Annotated in this window: 21 protein-coding genes and 1 pseudogene; 2 read left to right on the top strand and 20 right to left on the bottom strand. The window is 44.3% G+C overall.

Annotated elements, in window-relative coordinates; genetic code table 11:
- Positions 1-67: 67 nt before the first annotated feature.
- The 10 genes from KB559_RS05375 to KB559_RS05415 all read right to left on the bottom strand — a co-directional run bounded on the left by KB559_RS05375 (position 68) and on the right by KB559_RS05415 (position 6,224).
- Positions 68-490 carry a GNAT family N-acetyltransferase gene (locus KB559_RS05375; RefSeq protein ID WP_211020682.1) on the bottom strand — a complete coding sequence of 141 codons (423 nt, stop codon included), beginning with the start codon at positions 488-490 and terminating at the stop codon, positions 68-70.
- A 56-nt stretch (positions 491-546) separates the two neighbouring features.
- Complete coding sequence (locus tag KB559_RS05380) at positions 547-1,074, bottom strand: GNAT family N-acetyltransferase (protein WP_247681586.1); 528 nt, start codon at positions 1,072-1,074, stop codon at positions 547-549.
- Positions 1,075-1,146: 72 nt separating this feature from the next.
- Positions 1,147-1,617: an SRPBCC family protein gene (locus KB559_RS05385; protein ID WP_211020683.1), complete on the bottom strand. Its 471-nt coding sequence runs from the start codon at positions 1,615-1,617 to the stop codon at positions 1,147-1,149.
- A 64-nt stretch (positions 1,618-1,681) separates the two neighbouring features.
- Positions 1,682-2,065 (bottom strand): VOC family protein, encoded by a 384-nt coding sequence (locus KB559_RS05390; protein WP_211020684.1) that lies wholly within the window; start codon positions 2,063-2,065, stop codon positions 1,682-1,684.
- Between the two features lie 215 nt (positions 2,066-2,280).
- Positions 2,281-2,871 carry an AAA family ATPase gene (locus KB559_RS05395; protein WP_211020685.1) on the bottom strand — a complete coding sequence of 197 codons (591 nt, stop codon included), beginning with the start codon at positions 2,869-2,871 and terminating at the stop codon, positions 2,281-2,283.
- A 324-nt stretch (positions 2,872-3,195) separates the two neighbouring features.
- The gene (locus tag KB559_RS25065) at positions 3,196-3,435 is read right to left on the bottom strand and encodes a DinB family protein (RefSeq protein ID WP_247681587.1); all 240 of its coding nucleotides are present in this window, start codon (positions 3,433-3,435) and stop codon (positions 3,196-3,198) included.
- Entirely contained in the window at positions 3,432-3,710 is a 279-nt protein-coding gene (locus KB559_RS25070) for a DinB family protein (protein ID WP_247681588.1), read from the bottom strand. Before KB559_RS25070 ends, KB559_RS25065 begins: the two co-directional genes overlap by 4 nt.
- Before the next feature lie 196 nt (positions 3,711-3,906).
- Positions 3,907-4,380 (bottom strand): GNAT family N-acetyltransferase, encoded by a 474-nt coding sequence (locus KB559_RS05405; RefSeq protein WP_211020686.1) that lies wholly within the window; start codon positions 4,378-4,380, stop codon positions 3,907-3,909.
- Between the two features lie 265 nt (positions 4,381-4,645).
- Entirely contained in the window at positions 4,646-4,951 is a 306-nt protein-coding gene (locus KB559_RS05410) for a hypothetical protein (RefSeq protein WP_211020687.1), read from the bottom strand.
- 505 nt (positions 4,952-5,456) lie between these two features.
- Complete coding sequence (locus KB559_RS05415) at positions 5,457-6,224, bottom strand: nucleotidyltransferase domain-containing protein (protein WP_211020688.1); 768 nt, start codon at positions 6,222-6,224, stop codon at positions 5,457-5,459.
- Between the two features lie 566 nt (positions 6,225-6,790).
- Between KB559_RS05415 and KB559_RS05420 the strand changes: the two genes are divergently transcribed.
- Positions 6,791-7,669, top strand: coding sequence for a hypothetical protein (locus tag KB559_RS05420; protein WP_211020689.1), 879 nt, complete (start codon positions 6,791-6,793; stop codon positions 7,667-7,669).
- 103 nt (positions 7,670-7,772) lie between these two features.
- On the opposite strand, the gene KB559_RS05425 is transcribed toward KB559_RS05420, so the two are convergent.
- Together KB559_RS05425 and KB559_RS05430 are read right to left on the bottom strand one after the other, a co-directional pair.
- A complete protein-coding gene (locus KB559_RS05425) occupies positions 7,773-7,976 on the bottom strand; it encodes a hypothetical protein (RefSeq protein WP_211020690.1) in 204 nt (67 codons plus the stop codon).
- Positions 7,977-9,101: 1,125 nt separating this feature from the next.
- The gene (locus KB559_RS05430) at positions 9,102-9,791 is read right to left on the bottom strand and encodes a hypothetical protein (protein WP_211020691.1); all 690 of its coding nucleotides are present in this window, start codon (positions 9,789-9,791) and stop codon (positions 9,102-9,104) included.
- Positions 9,792-10,116: 325 nt separating this feature from the next.
- Here KB559_RS05430 and KB559_RS05435 point away from each other — a divergent pair.
- Positions 10,117-11,286: pseudogene (locus tag KB559_RS05435) on the top strand (tyrosine-type recombinase/integrase).
- A gap of 74 nt (positions 11,287-11,360) precedes the next feature.
- On the opposite strand, the gene glnA reads toward KB559_RS05435, so the two are convergent.
- The 8 genes from glnA to KB559_RS05475 form a co-directional block, all read right to left on the bottom strand.
- The gene (gene glnA, locus KB559_RS05440; RefSeq protein ID WP_211020692.1) at positions 11,361-12,689 is read right to left on the bottom strand and encodes a type I glutamate--ammonia ligase; all 1,329 of its coding nucleotides are present in this window, start codon (positions 12,687-12,689) and stop codon (positions 11,361-11,363) included.
- Positions 12,690-12,707: 18 nt separating this feature from the next.
- Positions 12,708-13,118 carry a MerR family transcriptional regulator gene (locus KB559_RS05445; RefSeq protein WP_211020693.1) on the bottom strand — a complete coding sequence of 137 codons (411 nt, stop codon included), beginning with the start codon at positions 13,116-13,118 and terminating at the stop codon, positions 12,708-12,710.
- A gap of 112 nt (positions 13,119-13,230) precedes the next feature.
- Positions 13,231-14,484, bottom strand: a complete 1,254-nt coding sequence (locus KB559_RS05450) for a methionine gamma-lyase family protein (RefSeq protein ID WP_211020694.1) — start codon at positions 14,482-14,484, stop codon at positions 13,231-13,233.
- Positions 14,485-14,589: 105 nt separating this feature from the next.
- Positions 14,590-15,900 carry a GTPase HflX gene (hflX, locus tag KB559_RS05455; protein ID WP_211020695.1) on the bottom strand — a complete coding sequence of 437 codons (1,311 nt, stop codon included), beginning with the start codon at positions 15,898-15,900 and terminating at the stop codon, positions 14,590-14,592.
- A 14-nt stretch (positions 15,901-15,914) separates the two neighbouring features.
- Positions 15,915-16,892: an AAA family ATPase gene (locus KB559_RS05460; RefSeq protein ID WP_211020696.1), complete on the bottom strand. Its 978-nt coding sequence runs from the start codon at positions 16,890-16,892 to the stop codon at positions 15,915-15,917.
- Positions 16,893-17,032: 140 nt separating this feature from the next.
- Positions 17,033-17,704 carry a YdcF family protein gene (locus tag KB559_RS05465; RefSeq protein WP_211020697.1) on the bottom strand — a complete coding sequence of 224 codons (672 nt, stop codon included), beginning with the start codon at positions 17,702-17,704 and terminating at the stop codon, positions 17,033-17,035.
- The gene (locus KB559_RS05470; RefSeq protein WP_211020698.1) at positions 17,691-18,266 is read right to left on the bottom strand and encodes a ribonuclease FAU-1 family protein; all 576 of its coding nucleotides are present in this window, start codon (positions 18,264-18,266) and stop codon (positions 17,691-17,693) included. The genes KB559_RS05465 and KB559_RS05470 overlap by 14 nt, the downstream gene beginning before the upstream one ends.
- 210 nt (positions 18,267-18,476) lie before the next feature.
- Positions 18,477-21,134, bottom strand: a complete 2,658-nt coding sequence (locus tag KB559_RS05475; RefSeq protein ID WP_211020699.1) for a PBP1A family penicillin-binding protein — start codon at positions 21,132-21,134, stop codon at positions 18,477-18,479.
- Between the last annotated feature and the right edge of the window lie 150 nt (positions 21,135-21,284).

Raw genomic sequence — 21,284 nt, forward strand, 5'->3', positions numbered from 1 at the left:
AGGTAGTTCTTGTCTCAGGTTGGGTCATTTGTTACCTGAGCTTCTTCATGATTTATACATCTACAAACTATGTTTCTCTTCCTTGAGGTATCCTTCTCATAAAACGTTCTGAATCTCTCTCAAAACCATATTGCTCATATAATCCATGGGCATCTAGGGTCCCCAGTATTCCTGTCATCCATTCATATTCTTCTGACTTAGTAATAATTTCAATCAGTTTCTTTCCGATGCCTTGCCCCTGATACTCTTTTATTACAAATACATCACATAAGTAATAAACTGTTGCCTCGTCTGTGACCACCCGTGCAAATCCTATCTGCTTTTCATTATGGTACACTCCATAGCAATGTGAGTTGTCAATAGATTTTAATATACGCTCTGGTGTTCTTCTGTTAGCCCAGTAACTTTGGGCCAAGTAGTCCAGAACTACTTGCCTATTTATTTTCTCTTTGTCATCCGTTATTTGATATTCTTTGAAAAAGACCTCCACGAAAATCCCCCTAAACAATTGTATTAAAATTCTTACACAGAATCCGTGAATCGTTGTTAATCTTCGAAATCCAGTTTAATTATTGAATACAAATAGGAGTCGTACCATCTATTTCTGGTATAGAAATGATCTCTGATATGTCCTTCCTTCTTCATTCCGATTTTCTCCATAACCCTTGCAGATCTCAAATTTTCTGGTCTGCATGTAGCATAAATACGTTCTATCCCTAATTCTTTAAATCCATATGATAAAAGCGCTTTGGAAACCTCTGTCGCATAACCACAACCCCAATAATTTTTAGAAATACAATACCCAATCTCTGCATTAGATCCGTCCACGTTAATACAGCAGTTTCCAATTAGTTCGTTATTAGATTTATCTATTACTGCCAATTCATAATTCGTTCTCGGGACAATATGTTGGCTTCCAATATTCTTATTTATAAATTCCCTTGTTTGATCTTCAGAATTGGGTCCCCAATAAGTATATTTAGTGACTTCTTCATCCGAACAATATTGATGAACTTTTATCCAATCCTCTTTATAGAAATCCCTTAAAATAAGTCTCTTGGTTTCAAGGATCAATGGGACACCTAGTTTCCATCATTTTTTAGTCATTGTTATAGAATGTCTCAGTCTTTGAACTTATCCTTAATACTATTTGCTCACATGGGCATCAGGAGCTTTATCCATGACTAGGTTAAGGAGTATGATTTTATGCTCTAAGAAAGCTTTTAGTCCACACAGTACTATCGTATATCCTCCCATTGAGTCAATACATTGGTTTAAGACCTCCTCAGTATTTCCTGAGAATCCGTAGTTTTCAATCGAAACAAAAGTCTCATGATTACTTCTTGGGGTAAAATGCCATTCGATCTTAGTTCCATCCGACGATTCAACAAGAATACGTTTGTCTTTCTCAATATCCTTCACGTAGATTTCATCCGAGACGCCATACATCTCCCATTCCCAAAGAATACGCTTTCCAATTTCTAACCGATCACTACTTTTAGTGAACCAAAATTCCGTTGTAATCTCTGGGTTTATAAAGGCTTCAAATACTTCTTCGATTGGTTTTCTAATAAGCATTTCAGATCTTACAATCGGTTCTTGGTTAAAGAATTCCATATTATCTTCCTTTCGCGATGTTTGTTTAGATTTTTCACGTGGTGTTACTGAGGTGAATTCGGTGTTATGCAATGCCCCTATTTACGTTTGTAAATATATTTACTATATTTCCATCCAAATCTTGAATCCAAAACGATCTCCTTCCCCATGGATAAGTACTGGGGAGTTTAATAAATTTGATGTTTTGATTCTTAAGTCTTTCATATTCTTCATCAACATTATCAACTTCAAATTCAAGAGTACATCCACCATGACCAATTTCACTTGTACTGCCTGGTGCCAAATTCTCCATCCCTTGTTTGGAACAAATATCAATATGATAGCTCCCCTCGACACCTAAGCGTGCTGTAACTTCATCCCCTACAGCCTCAACTTGTAATATATTCTTATAAAAATCCATTAGGCTGATTACATCATCCGTAATTAAACACACTCCAGTAAATTTCAAAATTTCCAACGTCCTTTCTTTTGAGGTTTTTCCGGGGTTTCATAAAACGTCCTTGTATTTACAAAACGCCCAGCCTTAGATAGCTCTCTTATCTTAGGCTGGGGCGTTTGTTGTCTGAGCTTCTTCCATGATTATACATCCGGCAACCAAGGGGCGGTAGCCCCGACAGCGTGAATATTGTTGTTAGGTGATGTTATTGCCTTCTTCGTCTTACTTTAAAATCTTATATGTTTTATCTTTGTTATTAATTGATCCATGTTCTTTTTTATGAAGCTTCTATTATCGGGATGCAAATCAATGTTAGATTCCTTTGCAATCTGATTTATTATTTCGTCAACTTTTAGATTATCCGTATAAATATGTTTTTTAAATACATCCTGAGATAAGTTAGAGATGCATCTGTCAATTTGTTTTGCAGGCCATGAATTCTTCTTATCTCCACGACTTCTCAATCGCTTCAATAATGTTTCGCGGCTTGCAAGTAATGTATAATGGTAAACTTCAATTCCATTCGTTCTTAACTTAACAATAATCTCATCAAAATATTGAGGATTTACTATAGTCATTGGAACAATAATTATTCCAGGAAATTCATTACTTATAGTTTTAAGAAGTGAGTAGTTAATCTCCCTCCATATAACATGATCCTGAAAGTCTTCTTTCAGGATTTGTTTTGGTGCATTTTTTCTTATAAAATAACCCGCGTTTTCGGGATCATAAACAAACGAATTCGGTATTCTTCTATGCAATTCGAAAGAAATTGTAGTCTTACCCGATCCAAATGCCCCGTTAATCCATAAGATCAATTGCTTCACCTCTCGTTTGATGTATCGCGGTGCCTCTATATAAGGCGTATCTCTATCTTCTACACAACCCTATTCCGATACACCTACCTATTACACCAACTAATTTATTGGTTCCTTTTCCTGATTGTACCACACGCCAATTCAGCTAGGCACAATATTACTTTCTTATTGCTTCTTCGCTTGCTCATTTTACTTAGCCCATATCGTCTACATAATTTCCTGAATGTTCTAATAAAGCATTCAACTAAAGGACACTGACTTCAGTTCAGTGTCCTTTCTCGTCCTCTATAACTCAATTTATAAATTATTTAATCCTTAGTTCTATCAATACGCCAAATAACGTTCCTTTATAATATTCAAATGGTGCAGTTCATGCCCCGCAATTATAAATGCTATCGAACGAGCTGTAACCAGCTTATCATTAGTGACTCCAACTCTCTCCGACGCTTTCTCAGCTAATCCGTTTATTAACGACAGGGTCGCTCTTCTCACCGACACGAATTCTTCGAGCAGGTTAGCCAGATTGCGCTGATCATAATAGGCGTTCTCTACATAGGCATTCACTTCGAATCCGCAAGTGGTGTTTTGTCGCCTCTGGCGATTCGGAGAAGCTTGTAGCTCATAATCCGTTCCGTGTCGATGATATGCCCAAACACTTCCTTCAAGCTCCATTTTCCTGGAGCATAACGGAAATCCACCTGGGAATCCTGTATCGTTGGAATGAAATCTTCTACAGCCTTCTGTTGTTCTGCGAGAATATTTTGTATATTCCCTTCAGGCACCAATTTTATATAAGCATCATAAAAATCCGGATACTCTCCCTGTACAGGTCTTTTCATCAACAATTACCTCCTCCTAGTCGGTATTCTCTAATCTCTCACTTTCATAGTATATTGCTTAATTTTCATGAAATAAAAAGTAGTCTCTAATCTGCCTATCCATCTCCGAATCCTCATCTAATTCCTGCCGGATTGAGGGCCAATGTCCAAATCGTGAATATGGTGTTAGCTGAAGTCATGTTCTTTACTGAACAACTCACTCGCTTATCATTATCTTTAGTTTCTTTCCACCTGTAATTGAAAATCCATTCTTCTTGTAGAACCCTAATGTTCTTTCAAACTCTGGTATAGGTGGCGTGCATACCTCAAGTCGTTTCCATTCTTTCTCCTGGCCATAATCTACTGCAAACTTTAATAATTCTCCACCGACATTCATTGAGCGATAATCTTCAAGTACGTATAGTTCTTGTATAATTCCAAATCTACCGTCAGTGTATAGCGAAAAACTTTCGCACATTGAAATAAAACCTACTGTTTGACCACCAGTTATCGCCATAAACACCGAGTAAATTCCTTGTTCCAAGCCTTGATTAAATGCCTCTCTTGTATCAGACAAACTAAACAGACTCGGATCTCCTGTTGTCTTAATAATAATTTCATTAATCAGTCTCTTAAATAAATTTTCAACGATATCATAATCATCAAGAGTGCATTTCTTTATTTGAATCATCCCTGTCCACCACTTTCTAAAGTAAATCTATCGATTTAACATGATTTCAGCTAACGTTCTAGTATTCACGAAACGACCCAGCCTTAGATAGCTCCTATCTTATGCTGGGTCGTTTGTTGTCTGAGCTTCTTCCATGATGATGCATCTGACAACCAAGGGGCGATAGTCCCACAGGGAGAATTCGGTGTTATATGACGTGGGCTCTACAAAGCGCTACTTACAATGTATTACGTATCTATTCATCTTTAATAAGTCTTTGTTGTATTTATACAAGAAGTTCTTTCAATTCATAAATATATGTTTTTCCATCATTCCTTAACCACATTAATTTATTGCATACTGGGCATTCATAGACTCTTTCTGTAATATTCATAATTTTTGCATCTGCACCTATTATTTTCTCCCATTCTTTGGTTCCTTCTTCTGGGTTTTCGGCACTTAAATTTGTTCTTAGATTCTCCGTTTCTATTAAATCTTCATATTCTCTATCATGAACAATAATAAAACCATCATCAGGAATGGCACTTAAATTATGTATATAATTTCCACAAGCACAAACTAATTTGGGCATGTATTTTATCCCTTTCATGTTTAGATTTTTCAATTATTTCTGTTTCTATTTTTATCGTGTTTAGCCCATGTCATATAACGTTGTTGCATTCACGACGTCTCACCGACTTAAGGCAGCTTGCTGCCGACCGCAATGCGGTTAGTCGGTGCGGATGTGTCCCGGCCATCGCTTCCTTGCTCCTCACTTCTGGGACCAAGGGGCGTTAGCCCCGATGCGTGAATGTGGTGTTAGCCGATGCTTCCTCTTCTTTCGAGTTACCCAACGAATATGTCTTGATCTCCTTATCCCTTATCCGATCTTGACCTTAGAAGCTTCTGGCTTTGAATTTTTACCCATATGTTCTGAACTTAGGAATTTCGGCTAACGTTTTGCGTCATGGCCCTTTAGAGCCGCTGCTTATAGTTGTAGTGCTTGCCGAAGCTTTAATGCAGTGACGTCCCGACAGGCTTGGGGGACTGGATAGGGTCACTCGCTTCTCAGAGTGTCCCCGAGAGTCAACGTGGTGTTAGCCGAAGGAAGTTCTGGAAGCAGCCATTGTATTTAAGGCGTTCTCAAAATAGCTATATACTTCATCTGCAATTCCCAGAAACTCTTCAACAAGTACATTACTATCCAAGTAACAAGCATACAGATAATCAACTAAAGCGGGGTTAATCTCGCAATAGTTTAATATGGCATTCTTCATCTTAAAAATGTCATCTTGCCATACACCTGTATCTTCTAAAACCAAAGAGTATAATGCACGAATTAATCTCTTAGAATAACCTTTAATATATCTAGTTTTCATTGTGTTATCACTAGCATTAGAAAGTAAACTATGTATACGATCTACTTCCTCCTTGGTCTCTGTATTTAAGTCTAAAATGAACTCTGGAGAAATAATTATCGGTGGTACTTTTTCACCAACGTCATGACCATATATGCAAACACAAATTATCTTAACCCAAAAACCCCACTCATTCGGTTTACTTAATACGTCGTCAATCGAGCAAATTATCGTATCAATCTTAGTTACTACTGGATATTCTTCCAAAAGCCTGTCTTTAATATTTGACAATCTTTCGTAATCAATATCTTTGGGATTTACACATACAATAGTAAAGTCTGCATCTGACTTAAAAGGCTTAGCAGTTCCCTTTGGAATCGAGCCACACATATAAATGCTATGAATCTTACCTTTAAATTCGGTAAGTATACTATCTATATACTTATCAACAAAATCCTTATATTCACTTTGTATTACAATTCTATTTATAACTTTTTCTAATATCATATAGACTCCTCCTAAACTAAGAACTTCTTTCGGCTAACGTTTTTGATTCTCTACGTCCGACGTAGTAGGATGATCCCGCTGAATCTACAACCTGGCTTATCAACTTCGTACCTTCATATGCCCTTATCTGATCTCGACCTTAGATGCTTCTGGCTTTGAGGGTTTATCTATATGTTCTTGACCTAGGAAGTTTCGGCTAACGTCCCTTCCCCGAATTCACCAATTCCCCTCACATGCCTTAATCTACGATTTCATAATAATCTACAAATATGTATATTAGACGAACAGCTGCTAAATCCTCCGAATTGAGAAGGCCCGTTATATAGGACCTGGTTGCTTTAAATTTCACAGTACAGGTTTCAATTCCCACAGGATCACTCTGCTTCCCCTTCATGCTTGCTACTTAAGTCCATCAACCTTATTTAGTCCCAACAGATCATTCGTCTGACTGCATTTTTGTGATAATGTGGTCTTTGTGTATAGGAGTAACATATTTTTATAAAAGAAATGGAGTAGAACAACTGATGAGAAACAAGACACCCATCCTTTTTTTAGCGTTCTGTCTTATGGTAATGAACCTGTTCCCTTCGCTGGCTAGAGCGGACAATGGCCATTCTAAAGCTTTATGGGCCTGGGACTTTTATGAAGCGGCATCCGATTCGGATAAGATCAGCCAATTGCTCAATTTTTTGAATGAACATGAGATTAACTTGTTGTTTATTGGGACGAGAAAAACGCTGCCGGATCAACCGGCAACGTATGATGAACTAATCCAAAGGGCGCATGCAGAAGGAATTAGGGTGTTTGCTGTAGTAGGAAGAGCGAATTGGGCGCTGGAAGGCAAACATCGCGAAGCATTGGAAGAAGTTCGTCAAGTTCTTTCCTTCAATGCATCTCATCCTAATAACACATTTGACGGAATCCAATATGATGTTGAGCCGCACACCCTGCCTGAATTCAAGACCAAGAGAGGCTCGGTAAGCTATCAATATCTGCAGCTATTGAAACGGATCGCGAAGGAAATTGCCGAAAGCAAGGATCCACTGGAGTTTAATGCAGCCATTCCGAGCTGGTATGCAAATGGGGAAAACCCGGTTATTGTGGAGACCGGCGGACAACGAAAGCCGCTGAGTTATTTCGTATTAGACATCGTAGATACCGCAACTGTCATGGCATATCGTGACACGGGCGAAAGACAGATTCGTGCTGCCCAGGCGGAAGCCGATTACGCCGCAAGCATAGGCAAGAGCATCTATATCGGTGCAGAGACCAGCCCACCCAACGGCGGCAGTATCCCTAATGAAATTACGTACTATGATAAAGGTATACATTATATGAACCAGCAATTAAATACGATCATCGATTATTATCTGGAACACATCGGCTTCAACGGAATTGCAATTCACAATTATCCAATTTTCAAAAAAATGACGGAAAACCAATAGCAAGATAAACAATATCAGTCGTCATGTAATGATATGGCATAAAAAAACCCTTGAAGCCCAAAGGGGGTCAGTCCCACTTTAGTCCAGGTAACTATTTTCACTTTCAAAATTTAATTATATATTTCATCCAGAAATAAAAGATTAGCAAACATCCTGCCGAAGCAACAAAGCCGGCCGATTTTTTGCTAAGAGAAAGTTGTTTAGCTACACCAGCACATAACAATGCCCAGATTAATAAAACACCAAACAAACCAAGAATTTTGTCTCCTTGCAATGTATTCCACAAATCTACTTGCGTAAGTCTCATATATTCATCCTCCCGACATCACTATTCGACATCAAGTGGTATTTCCCTGCAAAATATCCGCCTATTAGCGACCAAGTATAGATTTCGAATAATTCCACACTTCAATTACACAGTAAACAATGACAACATCAACAGGAATAAACCAGAGTTTATGATACCAAGGCATTTGATTAAGCAACTCGTGTTCCAACCCCATAAGCACCAGCTCCTATCGAGACAGTTTTAGTGACTCAATGTAACATTTTCTGTACGACACTGCCGACCATACTAAACACGCGCCAGTTACCACCAATATAGCCGCTGGAAGATAGTAATTACATAGCGCCAGGATTAGCGCTGATGCCGAATGAATGCAGCCAAATACGAAGAATCCTTTGTAAATCCTCCTCAAATCCATCCAATCAACTCCTTATTTTATGTACACCCATTTACTAAGGCAGCGGCAGCCTTCCCGATCCACACCTTGAGCCGCTGGGATCACGGTTGCCCAGGGGGAGGGTATGAGCGGTACGCTTGAATGTCAACTTCGCGTACAACTAGATGTGGAGTATTCGGTTAAATGAAAGTAATATATGTTATGACTTTCGGCTATACATCATTAAAAATGCCTTCCCATAAGGGACGGCTATGGAGGAAGGTTGTGAATTACCTCTTTTAATTTGATATGGGCAAGGGAATATTGCACATTTTTCGGCCTTCTCGGCTCCCTTGGCCTTAGTGACCGCCACCACATCATTTTCAAAAGTTACATAATACCTATGGTTGGCTTGATTAAATTGTAAAATATTTATACAACGGTTAAACTACGGATTTAAGCCCACGAAACTATAGGTTCCGTGGGCTTTTTTAATTTATACTTTTCTCCTTAGCCAGCAGCGATTATCTCTAATCACGTTTATTTATAATGAAACAGATACCATATGATATTATCGATACTCCTAACAATAAAAATAAGCATTTTATAATAAAATACGTTATATAAAAAGCGCCTTCATAAGGAGAATCATACATGGTTTCGGCGACATAATTAGGAATGAACAGAACAAAAAAACCTGTTAAAATTCCTACGATACATGTTAGTAATTTATTTTTCACGACTACCATCCTATAGTTGATTATTTCATTTTATCTATTTCTTAAATTACCAGTTTTATATACATATCCAAAATGGTTGTTTTGACTTTCAATAGAGAAACTCAACGTGGCATAATCACTTGCTGAAACTCCTCCACTAAATGATTGTTTTGTAGTGCCATTATTATAAAAATCACCATTTATGACCCAATAAATACTTTTGACATCTTCGACCTTTGCCTGCAACTTTCCGGTAAATTGTTTGGATATATAATTATATGATCTAATGAGATTAAGATCTTCAACTTTGATGAAGTCCCTATATATTCCTTCACATTTAATATAAAAGTCTATTTGCGGGAACCAACCAGTATCACCAACCTCAAACTGTTGATAGAAGTGTGTATAATAGTAATTTGGCTCAGAAGATCTTTCGCTTAATAAGCTCCTAACATATTTTTCAGATACGTTTCTATTTTTAGCTATTTGTTGAGCCATTTCCTCATATGTTAATTCTTCAGCCCATAACCCATCCCCTAAATATACAGGTCCATCACTTTCAAATATCTTATCAAAGTCGCTTCTTTCTAGTTCAATTATTCCAGAATAAGTGATGTTATTCTCATTATTACCAATTACTTTTGCTGAGGTATCAATACTTTCAGCTGACGCCCCCATTACTGTGCTCATCATAAAAATAAGCGCCAAACTTAGTGAAATAAATAACTTGTGCTTCCTCATAAAAACATCCCCTCCATATTTTAGTATAATTTCTATTAAAAAATAACACTACAACCATATTATTGTAAAGATAAAAGCTGTGAAAGTCTTGTGAATAATTAATAGGAAAAGAGCGGTAGACTTGGATGGTCCCAAAGCGGAGAGAAACGTAAAGTTCTAACTTTACGTTTCTGACTTTTTCTCTTACATATTAGGATTGCAGATGCGTTGTGGTATCCCAAAAGAACTACACCATCTTTACTAACTTTTACTTGCGCTTTCACCGCCGCAAGGCGTTTTCACATACCCAAGTAACAGAACGTATGTTCTTACTAAGGAGGGAATTATGGCTAATTACAAAAAACACTCTACCGGATGGAAATACCGTCTTAAGTACAAAGACCATTTTACAAAAAAGCCTAGAGAGAAGTCTGAACGTGGTTTTCGGACAAAGCCAGAGGCGGAGATGGCTGCTGCGGAATTTTTGCGAAAGCTTAGCAAGGTATGGTCTAAGCGAAGATCAGCGCCTGGCTGACTATCTGGACGTTTGGCTGAATGAGTATAAGCGCGGCACCGTTCAAAAAACACAATTATACTGCACGAAAACAACGTCAACAACCACATTAAGTCATATTTTAGGAATCTAATGCTCAGCGAGTTAAACCCGGAGATGTACCAGAAGTTTCTGAACCACCTATCAGGCGCGTTGAGTAAGCGAACCGTTGAGATCATCCATACCACGATGACGAACGCCATGAAAAAAGCTGTCACACTTCTGAAGATACAGAATAATCCTTGTATTGGTGTAGAAATCAAAGGCGAGGATAGCCGGAACGAAATCAAATTTATTGCGTATAGTGCCATTCCTGCTTTCTTGCAAGCTTCACACAAGTATGGCTATATCTATTGGATGTTTTTTATAGTTATGATCGAAACGGGAATTAGAAAAGGCGAAGCAGCAGCGCTAAGATGGACCGACATTGACTTAAAAAAGCGGACGATCCGAATTGGCGAGACTCTCGACTTCACAGCCAAAGACAATTCCGAGCTATTCGGAAATACGAAGACATACCGGTCTACCCGTACAATTCGAATTAGCCAGTCGCTGATAAATGATTTGAAGTTTCATGCAAATTGGCAGAACCAGAACAAGCTCAACCTTCCCGATCTTTATCGGCACGACCTGAACTTGGTCCTTTGCCGCGAAGACGGAAACTTCATGCCAAAGTCCAGCCTGTTTAATGCCTTTGAACGTATTTGTAAACGAGCAAGTCTGCCAAAGCTTCCTATCCACTCTCTCCGCCATACCTGCGCTGTCCTGTTACTCGAAGCTGGAGCTGACATGAGATATGTTCAGGAGCAGCTAGGTCATGGTAGCATCCAAATCACCTCGGACGTTTACTCTCACATCTCTATAAAAATTGAGGAACGGAACATCGAGAGATTTGAGGAGTATACAAAAAACATTTTAAGTCCTTCTTCTGAAATAGAGGGGCATTATGGGGGCAATCACTAATCATCACCCCATCCTTTTAAAACGCCCCCAAACAAAGAAACCCCCCACGCCTTACGGCGCAAGGGATTCCTCTATTAATACAGCGTCATATATTGGTCGCGTTCCCATTGGTGAACTTGCGTGCGGAACATGTCCCACTCGATTTCTTTCAATTCGAAGAAGTGAGTCAAAGCATGATCACCTAGAGCTTCGCAAATGACTTCGTTGCGGATCAGCTCATCGAGAGCTTCCTTCAGGTTGGCAGGCAAACTTGGGATGCCTTCTTCCACGCGTTCCTCATCGGACATCACGTAGATATTGCGGTCAATCGGTTTTGCGAGCGGCAATTCGTTCTTAATGCCGTCGAGGCCTGCTTTAAGCATAACAGCCAAGGCAAGATAAGGATTGGCTGCAGGGTCCGGATTCCGGGCTTCGATACGTGTGCTGAGTCCGCGGGAAGCTGGAATACGAATCATCGGACTGCGGTTACTGGAAGACCAAGCGACGTAACAAGGAGCTTCGTAACCTGGAACCAGACGTTTGTAAGAATTTACAGTCGGGTTTGTTACCGCAGTGAAAGCTCTTGCGTGCTTCAGAATCCCTGCCATGTAATGGCGAGCTTCTTTGCTCAAACCAAGCGGATCACTCTCATCCACGAAGGCGTTAGTCTTGTCTCTGAACAGAGATTGGTTACAGTGCATTCCCGAACCGCTGACGCCATACAACGGTTTAGGCATGAATGTCGCATGCAAACCATGCTGACGGGCAATCGTTTTAACGACAAGTTTAAAAGTTTGAATTTGGTCGGCTGCTTTAATTGCATTTGCATACTTAAAATCAATTTCATGCTGACCAGGCGCTACTTCATGGTGGGAGGCTTCAATGGCAAATCCCATCTCTTCCAGCGTCAAAACGATTTCGCGGCGGCAGTTTTCTCCAAGATCCGTAGGAGCAAGGTCGAAATAACCGCCCTGGTCATTCAACTCCATGGTCGGGTTGCCTTTTTCATCGGTTTTGAAAAGGAAGAATTCCGGTTCGGGACCTACATTCATGGATGTGAATCCAAGCTCTTCCGCTTCTTTCAAAGCTCTCTTCAAAATATAACGCGGATCGCCTTCGAACGGTGTGCCGTCAGGCATATAAATATCGCAAATCAAGCGGGCAACGCGGTCTTCCGTAACCCAAGGGAAGATTACCCAGGTATCCAGGTCAGGGAAAAGATACATGTCGGATTCTTCGATACGAACGTATCCTTCGATCGAGGAACCGTCGAACATCATTTTGTTATCAAGCGCTTTTTCCAATTGACTGACGGGAATTTCCACGTTCTTGATCGTCCCGAGCAAGTCTGTAAACTGCAATCGGATAAAGCGAACATTTTCTTCTTTGGCAATGCGTAAAATGTCTTCTTTTGAATAACTCAATATAACCTCTCCCAACGTTTATATTTTGAAAAAGCGGGACAATTCTCCCTGAATCAGAGAAACATGACCCGGCTTTTGCCCGGTAACCAGCTGCTGCTTAAGCATGCGGTAAAGCTGTGAATCCGTCATTTCTTTGCGTTTCTCTTCGGTGTCTTTCGTCATGACCGTGGCTTCCTGCGAATCCTTTGCCATCGGGTCCATGACCTGCTTGATCCCGGCAATATTAACGCCCTTGTCGATCAAACCCTTGATCTCAAGCAAGCGCTCGACATCATTAAAGGAAAATAACCGCTGGTTGCCCGAAGTGCGAGCCGGCACGATCAGTTGATGCTGTTCATAATAACGAATTTGCCTAGCCGTTAAATCCGTAAGCTTCATTACGATACCAATCGGAAACAAGGCCATATTTCTGCGAATATCGTCACTCATCGCTCTCAACCTTCCAGTTAAATAATCATGTTTCTATTCTATGTCAACTAACCTGACATGTCAACAAGAATGTCAGGATAACTTACAAGGAAGAGAAGATAAAGCCGTTAAATTAAAGAAGATTACGATCTTTCATTGTCTGCAAGGCTGTCAGAACGCCGAATTTAACGTGGGAGTAAGTTAAACCGCCCTGCATGTATGCGATAAATGGCTCCCGGACCGGTGCATCCGCCGACAGCTCCAGGCTTCCGCCTTGGATGAAAGTGCCCGCTGCCATAATAACGGGGTGCTCATACCCAGGCATGTCCCAGGCTTCAGGCACCACATGGCCGTCCACGGCGGCCGCTCGCTGAATACCTTGCACGAAGGCGATAAGCTGTTCAGGCCCACTGAACGCAATCGCTTGGATCAAGTCCGTCCGCTTGGCGTCCCAGCGCGGGCGGCTCTCAAACCCGGCGCGCTCAAACACAGCCGCCGCCAGGACGCTTCCTTTGACCGCTTGTCCTACCGTCGTCGGAGCCAGGAACAGCCCTTGATAAATCCCGCGCGTCGTCCCCAGCATCGCGCCGACCTCTCCCCCGATTCCAGGAGCCGTCAAACGATACGACGCCAGTTCGACCAGTTCCGCCCGGCCGCAAATATATCCTCCCGTTTCGGCCAGTCCGCCGCCGGGATTTTTGATGAGTGAACCTGCAAGGAGATCAACTCCTACTTGAGTAGGTTCTTGTTCTTCGGTGAATTCTCCGTAGCAGTTGTCGACGAACACGATGCAATCCGGATTCAACGCCTTCACCCTGGCGACCATCTCACCGATTTGTTCTACCGTAAAGGAATCTCTCCAGTCATAACCGCGAGAACGCTGGATTCCGATCACCTTGGTCTTTTCCGTTATTTTGGAAGCTACCGTATCCCAATCTACCGAGCCGTCTCCCAATAAAGCCGCTTCATCATAGTGTATTCCAAAATCCTGCAACGAACCGGTACCGTCTCCCGGCTTGCCGATCACTTTATGTAACGTATCGTAAGGCCGTCCTGTAATATACAGCAATCCGTCACCCGGGCGCAGCACTCCGAACAGCGCCGTTGCAATCGTATGCGTACCCGACGCAAAATGCGGACGCACCAGCGCCGCCTCGGCGCCGAATACTTCGGCGTACACAAGGTCGAGCACTTCGCGTCCGCGATCATTGTATGCATAACCTGTAGATCCTGCAAAATGAAAGTCGCTTACCTGATACTTCTGAAACGCTTCGATCACTTTCCATTGGTTACGATCGACAATCCGGTCAATTGCACGAAACTGATCTCCAACCTGCTGCTCCGCTTGCTCCATCCACTCAACAATTTCTTCTGAAAAAACCGCCATTTTGTCCTTACCTCTCCCCTGCAGCAACTCAATTCTGCGTTTATCTAGTGACTCTTATAGTTCATCTTTTAGAGTGTCTATCCAGCTTATAAATCGCTTCGTCCCTTATGGATTCAACGGGTTCTCGTGACCCGGAATCGAGAAGGGAGCCAGCATGTATCCATACTTTTCAAAATCCCCCTGATTCACGTCCACCGAATAAATAATATTGTCCTCATCGTACTGCTGCCCTACAACGTCGCCGATCCGGTATAGGAAAGGCGTCAAATCGCCGCGATCGGCCGGAATCCGGAACGTTCGCATCCCACCCGACAACTCCTGCTGAACCGCCTGCCGGATGCGCTCCAAATCGTCTTCATCGAACGCGCTGATCTTCATCGAGCCTTTTGTGGAAGGCAGCATCTCGAGCTGTTCCGGATCGCATAAATCGATTTTGTTGTACAACACGAGCTGTGGCTTTCCCCCGGCTCCCAGGTCATCCAGAATTCGTTCTACAACCTCCATCTGCTCCTTGCGCATAGGTGAAGAAGCATCCACCACATGAAGAATCAGATCCGCTTCATTCGCCTCTTCAAGCGTTGCACGGAAGGAGGCGACCAGATCATGGGGCAGGTTTTGGATAAAACCGACCGTATCGGTCAATACAACCTCTTTGCCGCCAGGCAGCTCCATGATCCGGGTAGTCGGGTCCAGCGTAGCAAATAGCCGGTTCTCCACCAGCACGTCGGCCGCGGTGAGGGCCTTCAACAGCGTGGATTTCCCGGCGTTCGTGTAGCCCACGAGCGCGAGCTGCACCACGCCGGTTTCCTGGCGGCGCGAACGGTGCAGCTTGCGGTGCCGGGTTACCTCTTCAAGCTGGCGCTTCAATTCGCCGATCCGGCGACGGATATGGCGGCGGTCGGTTTCCAGCTTGCTCTCGCCCGGCCCCCGCGTCCCGATACCGCCTCCGAGCCGGGACAGGTTTTTGCCATGTCCGGCCAAACGCGGCAGCAAATAGGAGAGCTGTGCCAGCTCCACCTGAATAATCCCTTCCCGCGTTTTGGCCCGCTGGGCAAAAATATCGAGGATGAGCTGGGTGCGGTCAATGATTTTCGCATCCAGCATCTCTTCGAGATTTCGTACCTGCGCCCCCGACAATTCCTGATCAAAAATAGCCGTATTGGCTCCATGCTGCTCCATGAGTTCCTTTAGCTCAAACACTTTTCCTTTACCGATCAAATAACGCGGATCCCGGTTTTCCCGATTCTGCGTCATCCGGTCCGCTACCTCCACGCCAGCGGTTTCCGCAAGCTGCACCAATTCGTCCAACGAGTATTCGGGATGAAGCCCGCTTTGCTTGACTTCCGTAGTAATCAGACTAACCAGTACTGCCTTGTCGGGTAATATCGTCTTGGTTTCGTACGGCGATTTTGACAATGGTTCACGACTCCTTATTTCTTATCCAGCTTCAAATCCTCGGTTCGGATGGTCATCAGTTCCAGCTTCCCCGGCGATCCCCCGCTATATTGATTCAACAGGCGGACCGCCTGCTGGCGGACCGAACGTTCAATAATATTGCGTACATGCCTCGCGTTGCTGAACAGATGCTCACTTTCACATTTTTCCCGCAGCAAATGCTGCTTTAATTTGAGTATCGCCTGTGGCATCAGAATATAATCGCGTTCCTTCACCATTCCTTCAGCAATCTGAATGAGCTGGTCGATGCTATAGTCCGGAAAATCCATCTGAATCGGAAACCGTGAAGGCAATCCCGGATTGGTAGCAAGAAAATATTCCATCTCATCGGAATAGCCCGCTAAAATTAGAATGAACTGATTCTTCTGATCTTCCATCGCCTTCACCAGCGTATCGATCGCTTCCTTGCCGAAGTCCTTTTCTCCGCCCCGCGCCAGACTGTATGCCTCATCTATGAAAAGAATGCCGCCGAGCGCCTTCTTAACCAGGTCACGTGTCTTCTGCGCGGTATGACCGATGTACTCTCCGACCAAGTCGGCCCGTTCCACTTCAATCAAATGTCCTTTGCTTAATACACCCATTCTCTGAAACATCTTGGCGACAATTCGGGCAACGGTAGTCTTGCCGGTTCCCGGATTTCCTTTGAACACCATATGATAGACTTGGGTTCCGGACAACAGTCCAGCCTCGGAACGCATCGCCGCTATTTGCAGCAGGGCAAAAATCTCAAACATCAGCTCTTTGATATGATCGAGCCCGACCAGACCGTCCATTTCCTTTTGCAAATCCGCGAACAAGCCTTGCTGAGGGATGCTCTTGGCTCCTGCCGTAGATTCGACATCCGGAACGCTTTGCGAAACGACCGGTGGCTCGGTGTTGCGGAGAATGACATTGATCTGTCTGGAAGGTCTCTCCTCGGAAGATCCGCTTCTAGCCATGACAGGCCCTGACATCTATGAATCACCTCTTTATGGAGTTGTTCAAAAGTGCTGTGAAGTTTCAAAGAAACGACTTTTGAACCTGTATGTTGCCGGGAGGGCTTAAACTTCTTTTAAAATGTATTCTCTCTCCCGCTCCGTTATTAGAAGTTTTCTCATTTCCAGCCAAAAGCGATGGCGATATGGTCGAGTTTCCATTTGGTATAGGCCAGAACTTCGCGAACCGTGGCTTGCATCGGCTTTATGACCCGAGTCTTCGTCACTGACAGTCCCGGGTTGTCGTAGCCCAAAGCTTTGGCGATTTCATATGCCCGATTGCCATGATAAGTATGGGTAATGATAATGACCGATTTCAGTCCCTTTTCTTTCATGATCTCCTGACTGAATTTTAAATTCTCATAGGTACTTGTAGCGTTGTTCTCCAGCAGCATGGCCGAACGCGGCACACCCTTGGATTCCAGATAATTGGCCATGCCCTCTGCTTCGGTAAACCGGTAATCGGCCCGGTCCAATCCACCTGACAAAATAAAGAGGCGGAACTTCCCCTCCTTATAATCCTGTAGAGCAAGCTCCAGTCTTTCCTGGAGCCCGGGGCTGGGCTGGTCTCCCCACATTGAAGCGCCAAGTACGATCCCGACATCTGCCGGCTGTGCATATTCCCTAGACGCAGCCGGATTGCTATCGATGCTGCCAATTTGGGCCAGCACATAAAGCAGCCAACCTATTCCCGCAGCCAGAATACAGGCCAATATCCAAATCCACAGGCGACGTGGCTTTCGCTGCCGTGTTCCAACCGCATAAGATCCGTTTCTTCTACTCCGTACCATGCTCCCCTCCCTGACGCTGAGCATCTTTAAGCACAAACCCGTTACGATAATGGTCTAGAGACATCGTAAAATAAGGAAAATGCTGCTCCCGGATACTTCGCATAACATCCCTCGCCGTTTCCGTGGCCATGTCATAATCCCGGACGGTGATATGACCGCGTGAGAGCGCGTCATCCAATTCGTCCTCGTCCAACAGGAATACTTCACCGTTCTTCAGCACAACAATGTCCAGGTACAAATCATCAAACCAAGGGACACCTTGGTCCGTCACTCCCTGGGTTTTGCACACATCGATATACCACTCGACAATGTCTCCCTTGTCGTCAAACATGGCGGTTACCACGTAGTGCTCTCCTTTTGGATAGTACTGCAACCAGGTAAATCCTTTGTCGGCAATACGGAATGTATTCCCTCCATAAGTTTTCCAGAGCGGATCTCGTAAAGCTTGAATACTATACGATGTCACATAACCTCTAAATATGTCGCTATCCACGTACTTGGATTTGAACTGACGCTGCGTCACGCGGCGCCAATTCGCACGGTCTCCGAATTTTCGTTTCATAAGACTGATCCCTTTCAACACAATGTACTTTCAGCTTATCACATTTAAAAGTCAGTCTCAAAAACGAAATTTTAATATTATATAAACTTGTCAGCAAATGTCATCGAATTGGAACGTTGATGCTCCAAGCCGGATCCGTTAAAAAAACAAAAAAAGTGCCCCCAAGCAATCAATTGCTTGAGGACACCACTTGATTTTATACGTTATTGTTTAGCCTCCGGAATTCAGGCCGCCGGTTCCCGTCGGGTCGACAATCGTGCCGTCGGTCGGTGTTCCGCTTCCGTCATCCACCGGTAACCCGGTCTCTGAATCGCCTCCGGATTCACCTCCGGAAGGCGGGGTTCCCCCCGTATCTCCTCCGGTACCCGAATCGGTTCCGGTGCCCCCGCTGTTGCCGGAGCCATTACCATTTCCATTGCCTTGGCCATTACCGTTACCTTGACCGTGGCCGTTTCCTTGGCCGTTGCCATTCCCTTGCCCGCCGTTTCCGTTATTGCCCGGCGGATTTGTGCCCTGGCCGCCTTCTTGACCGGAATTACCGCTGCCGTTGCCCGGATCGCCGATCCAGTCGCCATTGCCGTTCTCATCCGGATCAACCTCATCCATCGGCGGTTCATCCGCCACAAGCATCACCTGAGCAACGTTCGAAGGTTCGCTCTCAACATCATTCACCGCATCGTATGCCGTAACATAGTACTCATAACCAGTTCCGACAGCTACGCTGATATCCTCAGCCGTTGTTGCAGGCGAATCCATATAGTGAGAGAAGTCCGCCTCGGAGGCTTCCTTCCGGTAAACCTTGTAAATTGCCCCTTCGGTAGTTACACCCGTCCAGTTCAGAGTAACGACTCCCGAGTCCTGATTATAAGAGGCAGAGAGCCCGGTCGGAGTTTCCGCCACTTCTTGTTCAGGAGGTTCCGGAGCCTGTAAATTACCCGGAACCGGGAAGTCTTTGACCGGTACGCCTTGAAGCGCTTCGGTCATGACGGCTGAGAATAGGGCCGCGGCCTGACCGCTGCTGCCGTTCAGCAGATGGTTCTTATCCGGTTTATCGTAGCCCATCCAGATGGATGCCGTCCATTCCGGGGTGTAACCTACGAACCAGACATCCCGGTTCTTGCTGCTGTTCAACCCTTTAATACCATGCTGCGTAGTTCCTGTCTTGCCCGCAACCGGACGATTCAGCTTCGCGCGTTTCCCCGTCCCGTCATTGACGACATTTTGCATCATTTGAGTCATGTAGTACGCGGTTTGCTCGCTGAGCACCCGTTTTGGCTTCGGCGCATTGTACTTGTATTTCTCTACGCCGTCATGATCCTTAATCATCTTAATAGTGTATGGCTGGTTGTATTCACCGCCATTGGCGAAGACGCTAAACGCCCCTGCCATTTCCAGAGTATTCGTGCCGTGGGTCAAGCCCCCCAGCGCGATCGCCAGGTTCCGGTCGTCTTTGTCCATCTTTATGCCCATGTTCTGCGCATATTTCACACCGGTTCCAACGCCAACCTCATTTAGCAACCAAACGGCAGGAATATTCTCCGATTTTGTTAGCGCCGTGGTCATGTCGATGGTTTTAGAGTAGCCGTGCAAGTTACGCGGACAGTAATCCCCGAAGCACTGCTTCTCATTGCTTAACGGAGAATTGATATCAAACTTGTCGGTATCAAGTGCCGGTGCATAGGATACGATCGGCTTGAAAGCCGAACCCGGCTGCCGGCGGCTGTTCAGTCGGCTGAAACCTTTGCGTTCGTAATCACGCCCGCCAAGCAAAGCTACCAGACTGCCATTTTCATGGTTCTGAATGACGATTGAAGCCTGAACCTGCTGGTCATCCTTGCTCTTCTCGAAAAAGTCGTCGTTGGCGAACGCCTTTTCTACCGCTTTTTGTGCCTGAGCATCCATCGTCGTATAAATTTTGTAGCCGCCGCGGTTCAGTTGGTCTTCCGAAAGCCCAAACTTCTCCTCGGCTTCTTTGATTACATAATCCTTGAACGCCTGGTAGCTGTCATTCTTGGTCGGTGGCACATAATCGTAATCCACCGCCTTCGCTTCATCCCGTTCCTCAGCGGTAATGTACCCCTCTTGGAACATCAGGTCTAACACGACGGAACGCCGCTGCTTCGACAGATCCGGATTCGCGACCGGATTGTACTTGGACGGCCCTTTCGGAATTGCCGCCAAGGTTGCGACTTCCCACAGATCCAACTCGTTCAGATCGCTCTTTCCGAAATAACGCTGGGATGCCGCTTTAATGCCGTACGCCTTTTGACCGAAGAAGATCCGGTTCAGGTATAGCGTAATAATCTCATCCTTCGTGTTGTGGCGCTCCAGCGCCATCGCGATCGACATTTCGGTCGCTTTACGGAAGAACGTCTTGTCAAAATCGAGGAACATGTTCTTGGCCAGCTGCTGGGTGATCGTACTGCCGCCCTCCACCAGGGAACGCGCCATGATATCCTTCACCGCCGCCCGGCCGATCGACCACAGGTCGACCCCGTTATGCTCGTTGAATCTCCGGTCCTCGGTCGCGATAAAAGCTTCCTTGACCAGTTTCGGAATCTGGTCCTCTTCCACCGGTTCGCTCCGGTCCACGGACAATTCGCCCATCAGCTTGCCGGTCCGGTCATAGACCTTGGACGTTTCATAAATGAACAGCTTGTCCCTGTTCTCGTTCAATATTTTTTCGCCGCTTACGGTGATGTACATGTATCCCGCAATCCCGCAAAATATAGCAAATGCAATTGTGAAAAATGAAGTCCACAGTACCCGTTTTGCCGTCAGCCTTTTCTTTTTAGGTCCTTTCGGCGCATTCGGTTTGCGAGTCGGCTTACTGTTCCTTTCCAGTCTGGATGGTCTTTTGGTAGGCATAGATTCTTCTGACTCCCTTCATACCAGTTTCATCATGTTTGTGTGTGGATTCTACTGGTCCAATACCCAATTTAGCCCGGAAAGAAAAGAACAACCTCTTATCAGGTTGCTCCGCTCCTTTTCCTATACCATTAAACGTACTGATTTTAA

Origin of the sequence: Paenibacillus sp. Marseille-P2973 (assembly GCF_018101095.1) — a bacterium.
GTDB classification, from domain to species: Bacteria; Bacillota; Bacilli; order Paenibacillales; family Paenibacillaceae; genus Fontibacillus; species Fontibacillus vini.

Bases quoted from the DNA above. Each gene is read 5' to 3' on its own strand.
- KB559_RS05385 (WP_211020683.1), bottom strand. From the start codon at position 1,617: ATGGAATTCTTTAACCAAGAACCGATTGTAAGATCTGAAATGCTTATT.
- KB559_RS25070 (WP_247681588.1), bottom strand. From the start codon at position 3,710: ATGAAAAGACCTGTACAGGGAGAGTATCCGGATTTTTATGATGCTTAT.
- KB559_RS05405 (WP_211020686.1), bottom strand. From the start codon at position 4,380: ATGATTCAAATAAAGAAATGCACTCTTGATGATTATGATATCGTTGAA.
- KB559_RS05410 (WP_211020687.1), bottom strand. From the start codon at position 4,951: ATGCCCAAATTAGTTTGTGCTTGTGGAAATTATATACATAATTTAAGT.
- KB559_RS05415 (WP_211020688.1), bottom strand. From the start codon at position 6,224: ATGATATTAGAAAAAGTTATAAATAGAATTGTAATACAAAGTGAATAT.
- KB559_RS05420 (WP_211020689.1), top strand. From the start codon at position 6,791: ATGGTAATGAACCTGTTCCCTTCGCTGGCTAGAGCGGACAATGGCCAT.
- KB559_RS05425 (WP_211020690.1), bottom strand. From the start codon at position 7,976: ATGAGACTTACGCAAGTAGATTTGTGGAATACATTGCAAGGAGACAAA.
- KB559_RS05430 (WP_211020691.1), bottom strand. From the start codon at position 9,791: ATGAGGAAGCACAAGTTATTTATTTCACTAAGTTTGGCGCTTATTTTT.
- KB559_RS05445 (WP_211020693.1), bottom strand. From the start codon at position 13,118: ATGAGTGACGATATTCGCAGAAATATGGCCTTGTTTCCGATTGGTATC.
- KB559_RS05450 (WP_211020694.1), bottom strand. From the start codon at position 14,484: ATGGCGGTTTTTTCAGAAGAAATTGTTGAGTGGATGGAGCAAGCGGAG.
- KB559_RS05460 (WP_211020696.1), bottom strand. From the start codon at position 16,892: ATGTCAGGGCCTGTCATGGCTAGAAGCGGATCTTCCGAGGAGAGACCT.
- KB559_RS05465 (WP_211020697.1), bottom strand. From the start codon at position 17,704: ATGGTACGGAGTAGAAGAAACGGATCTTATGCGGTTGGAACACGGCAG.
- KB559_RS05470 (WP_211020698.1), bottom strand. From the start codon at position 18,266: ATGAAACGAAAATTCGGAGACCGTGCGAATTGGCGCCGCGTGACGCAG.
- KB559_RS05475 (WP_211020699.1), bottom strand. From the start codon at position 21,134: ATGCCTACCAAAAGACCATCCAGACTGGAAAGGAACAGTAAGCCGACT.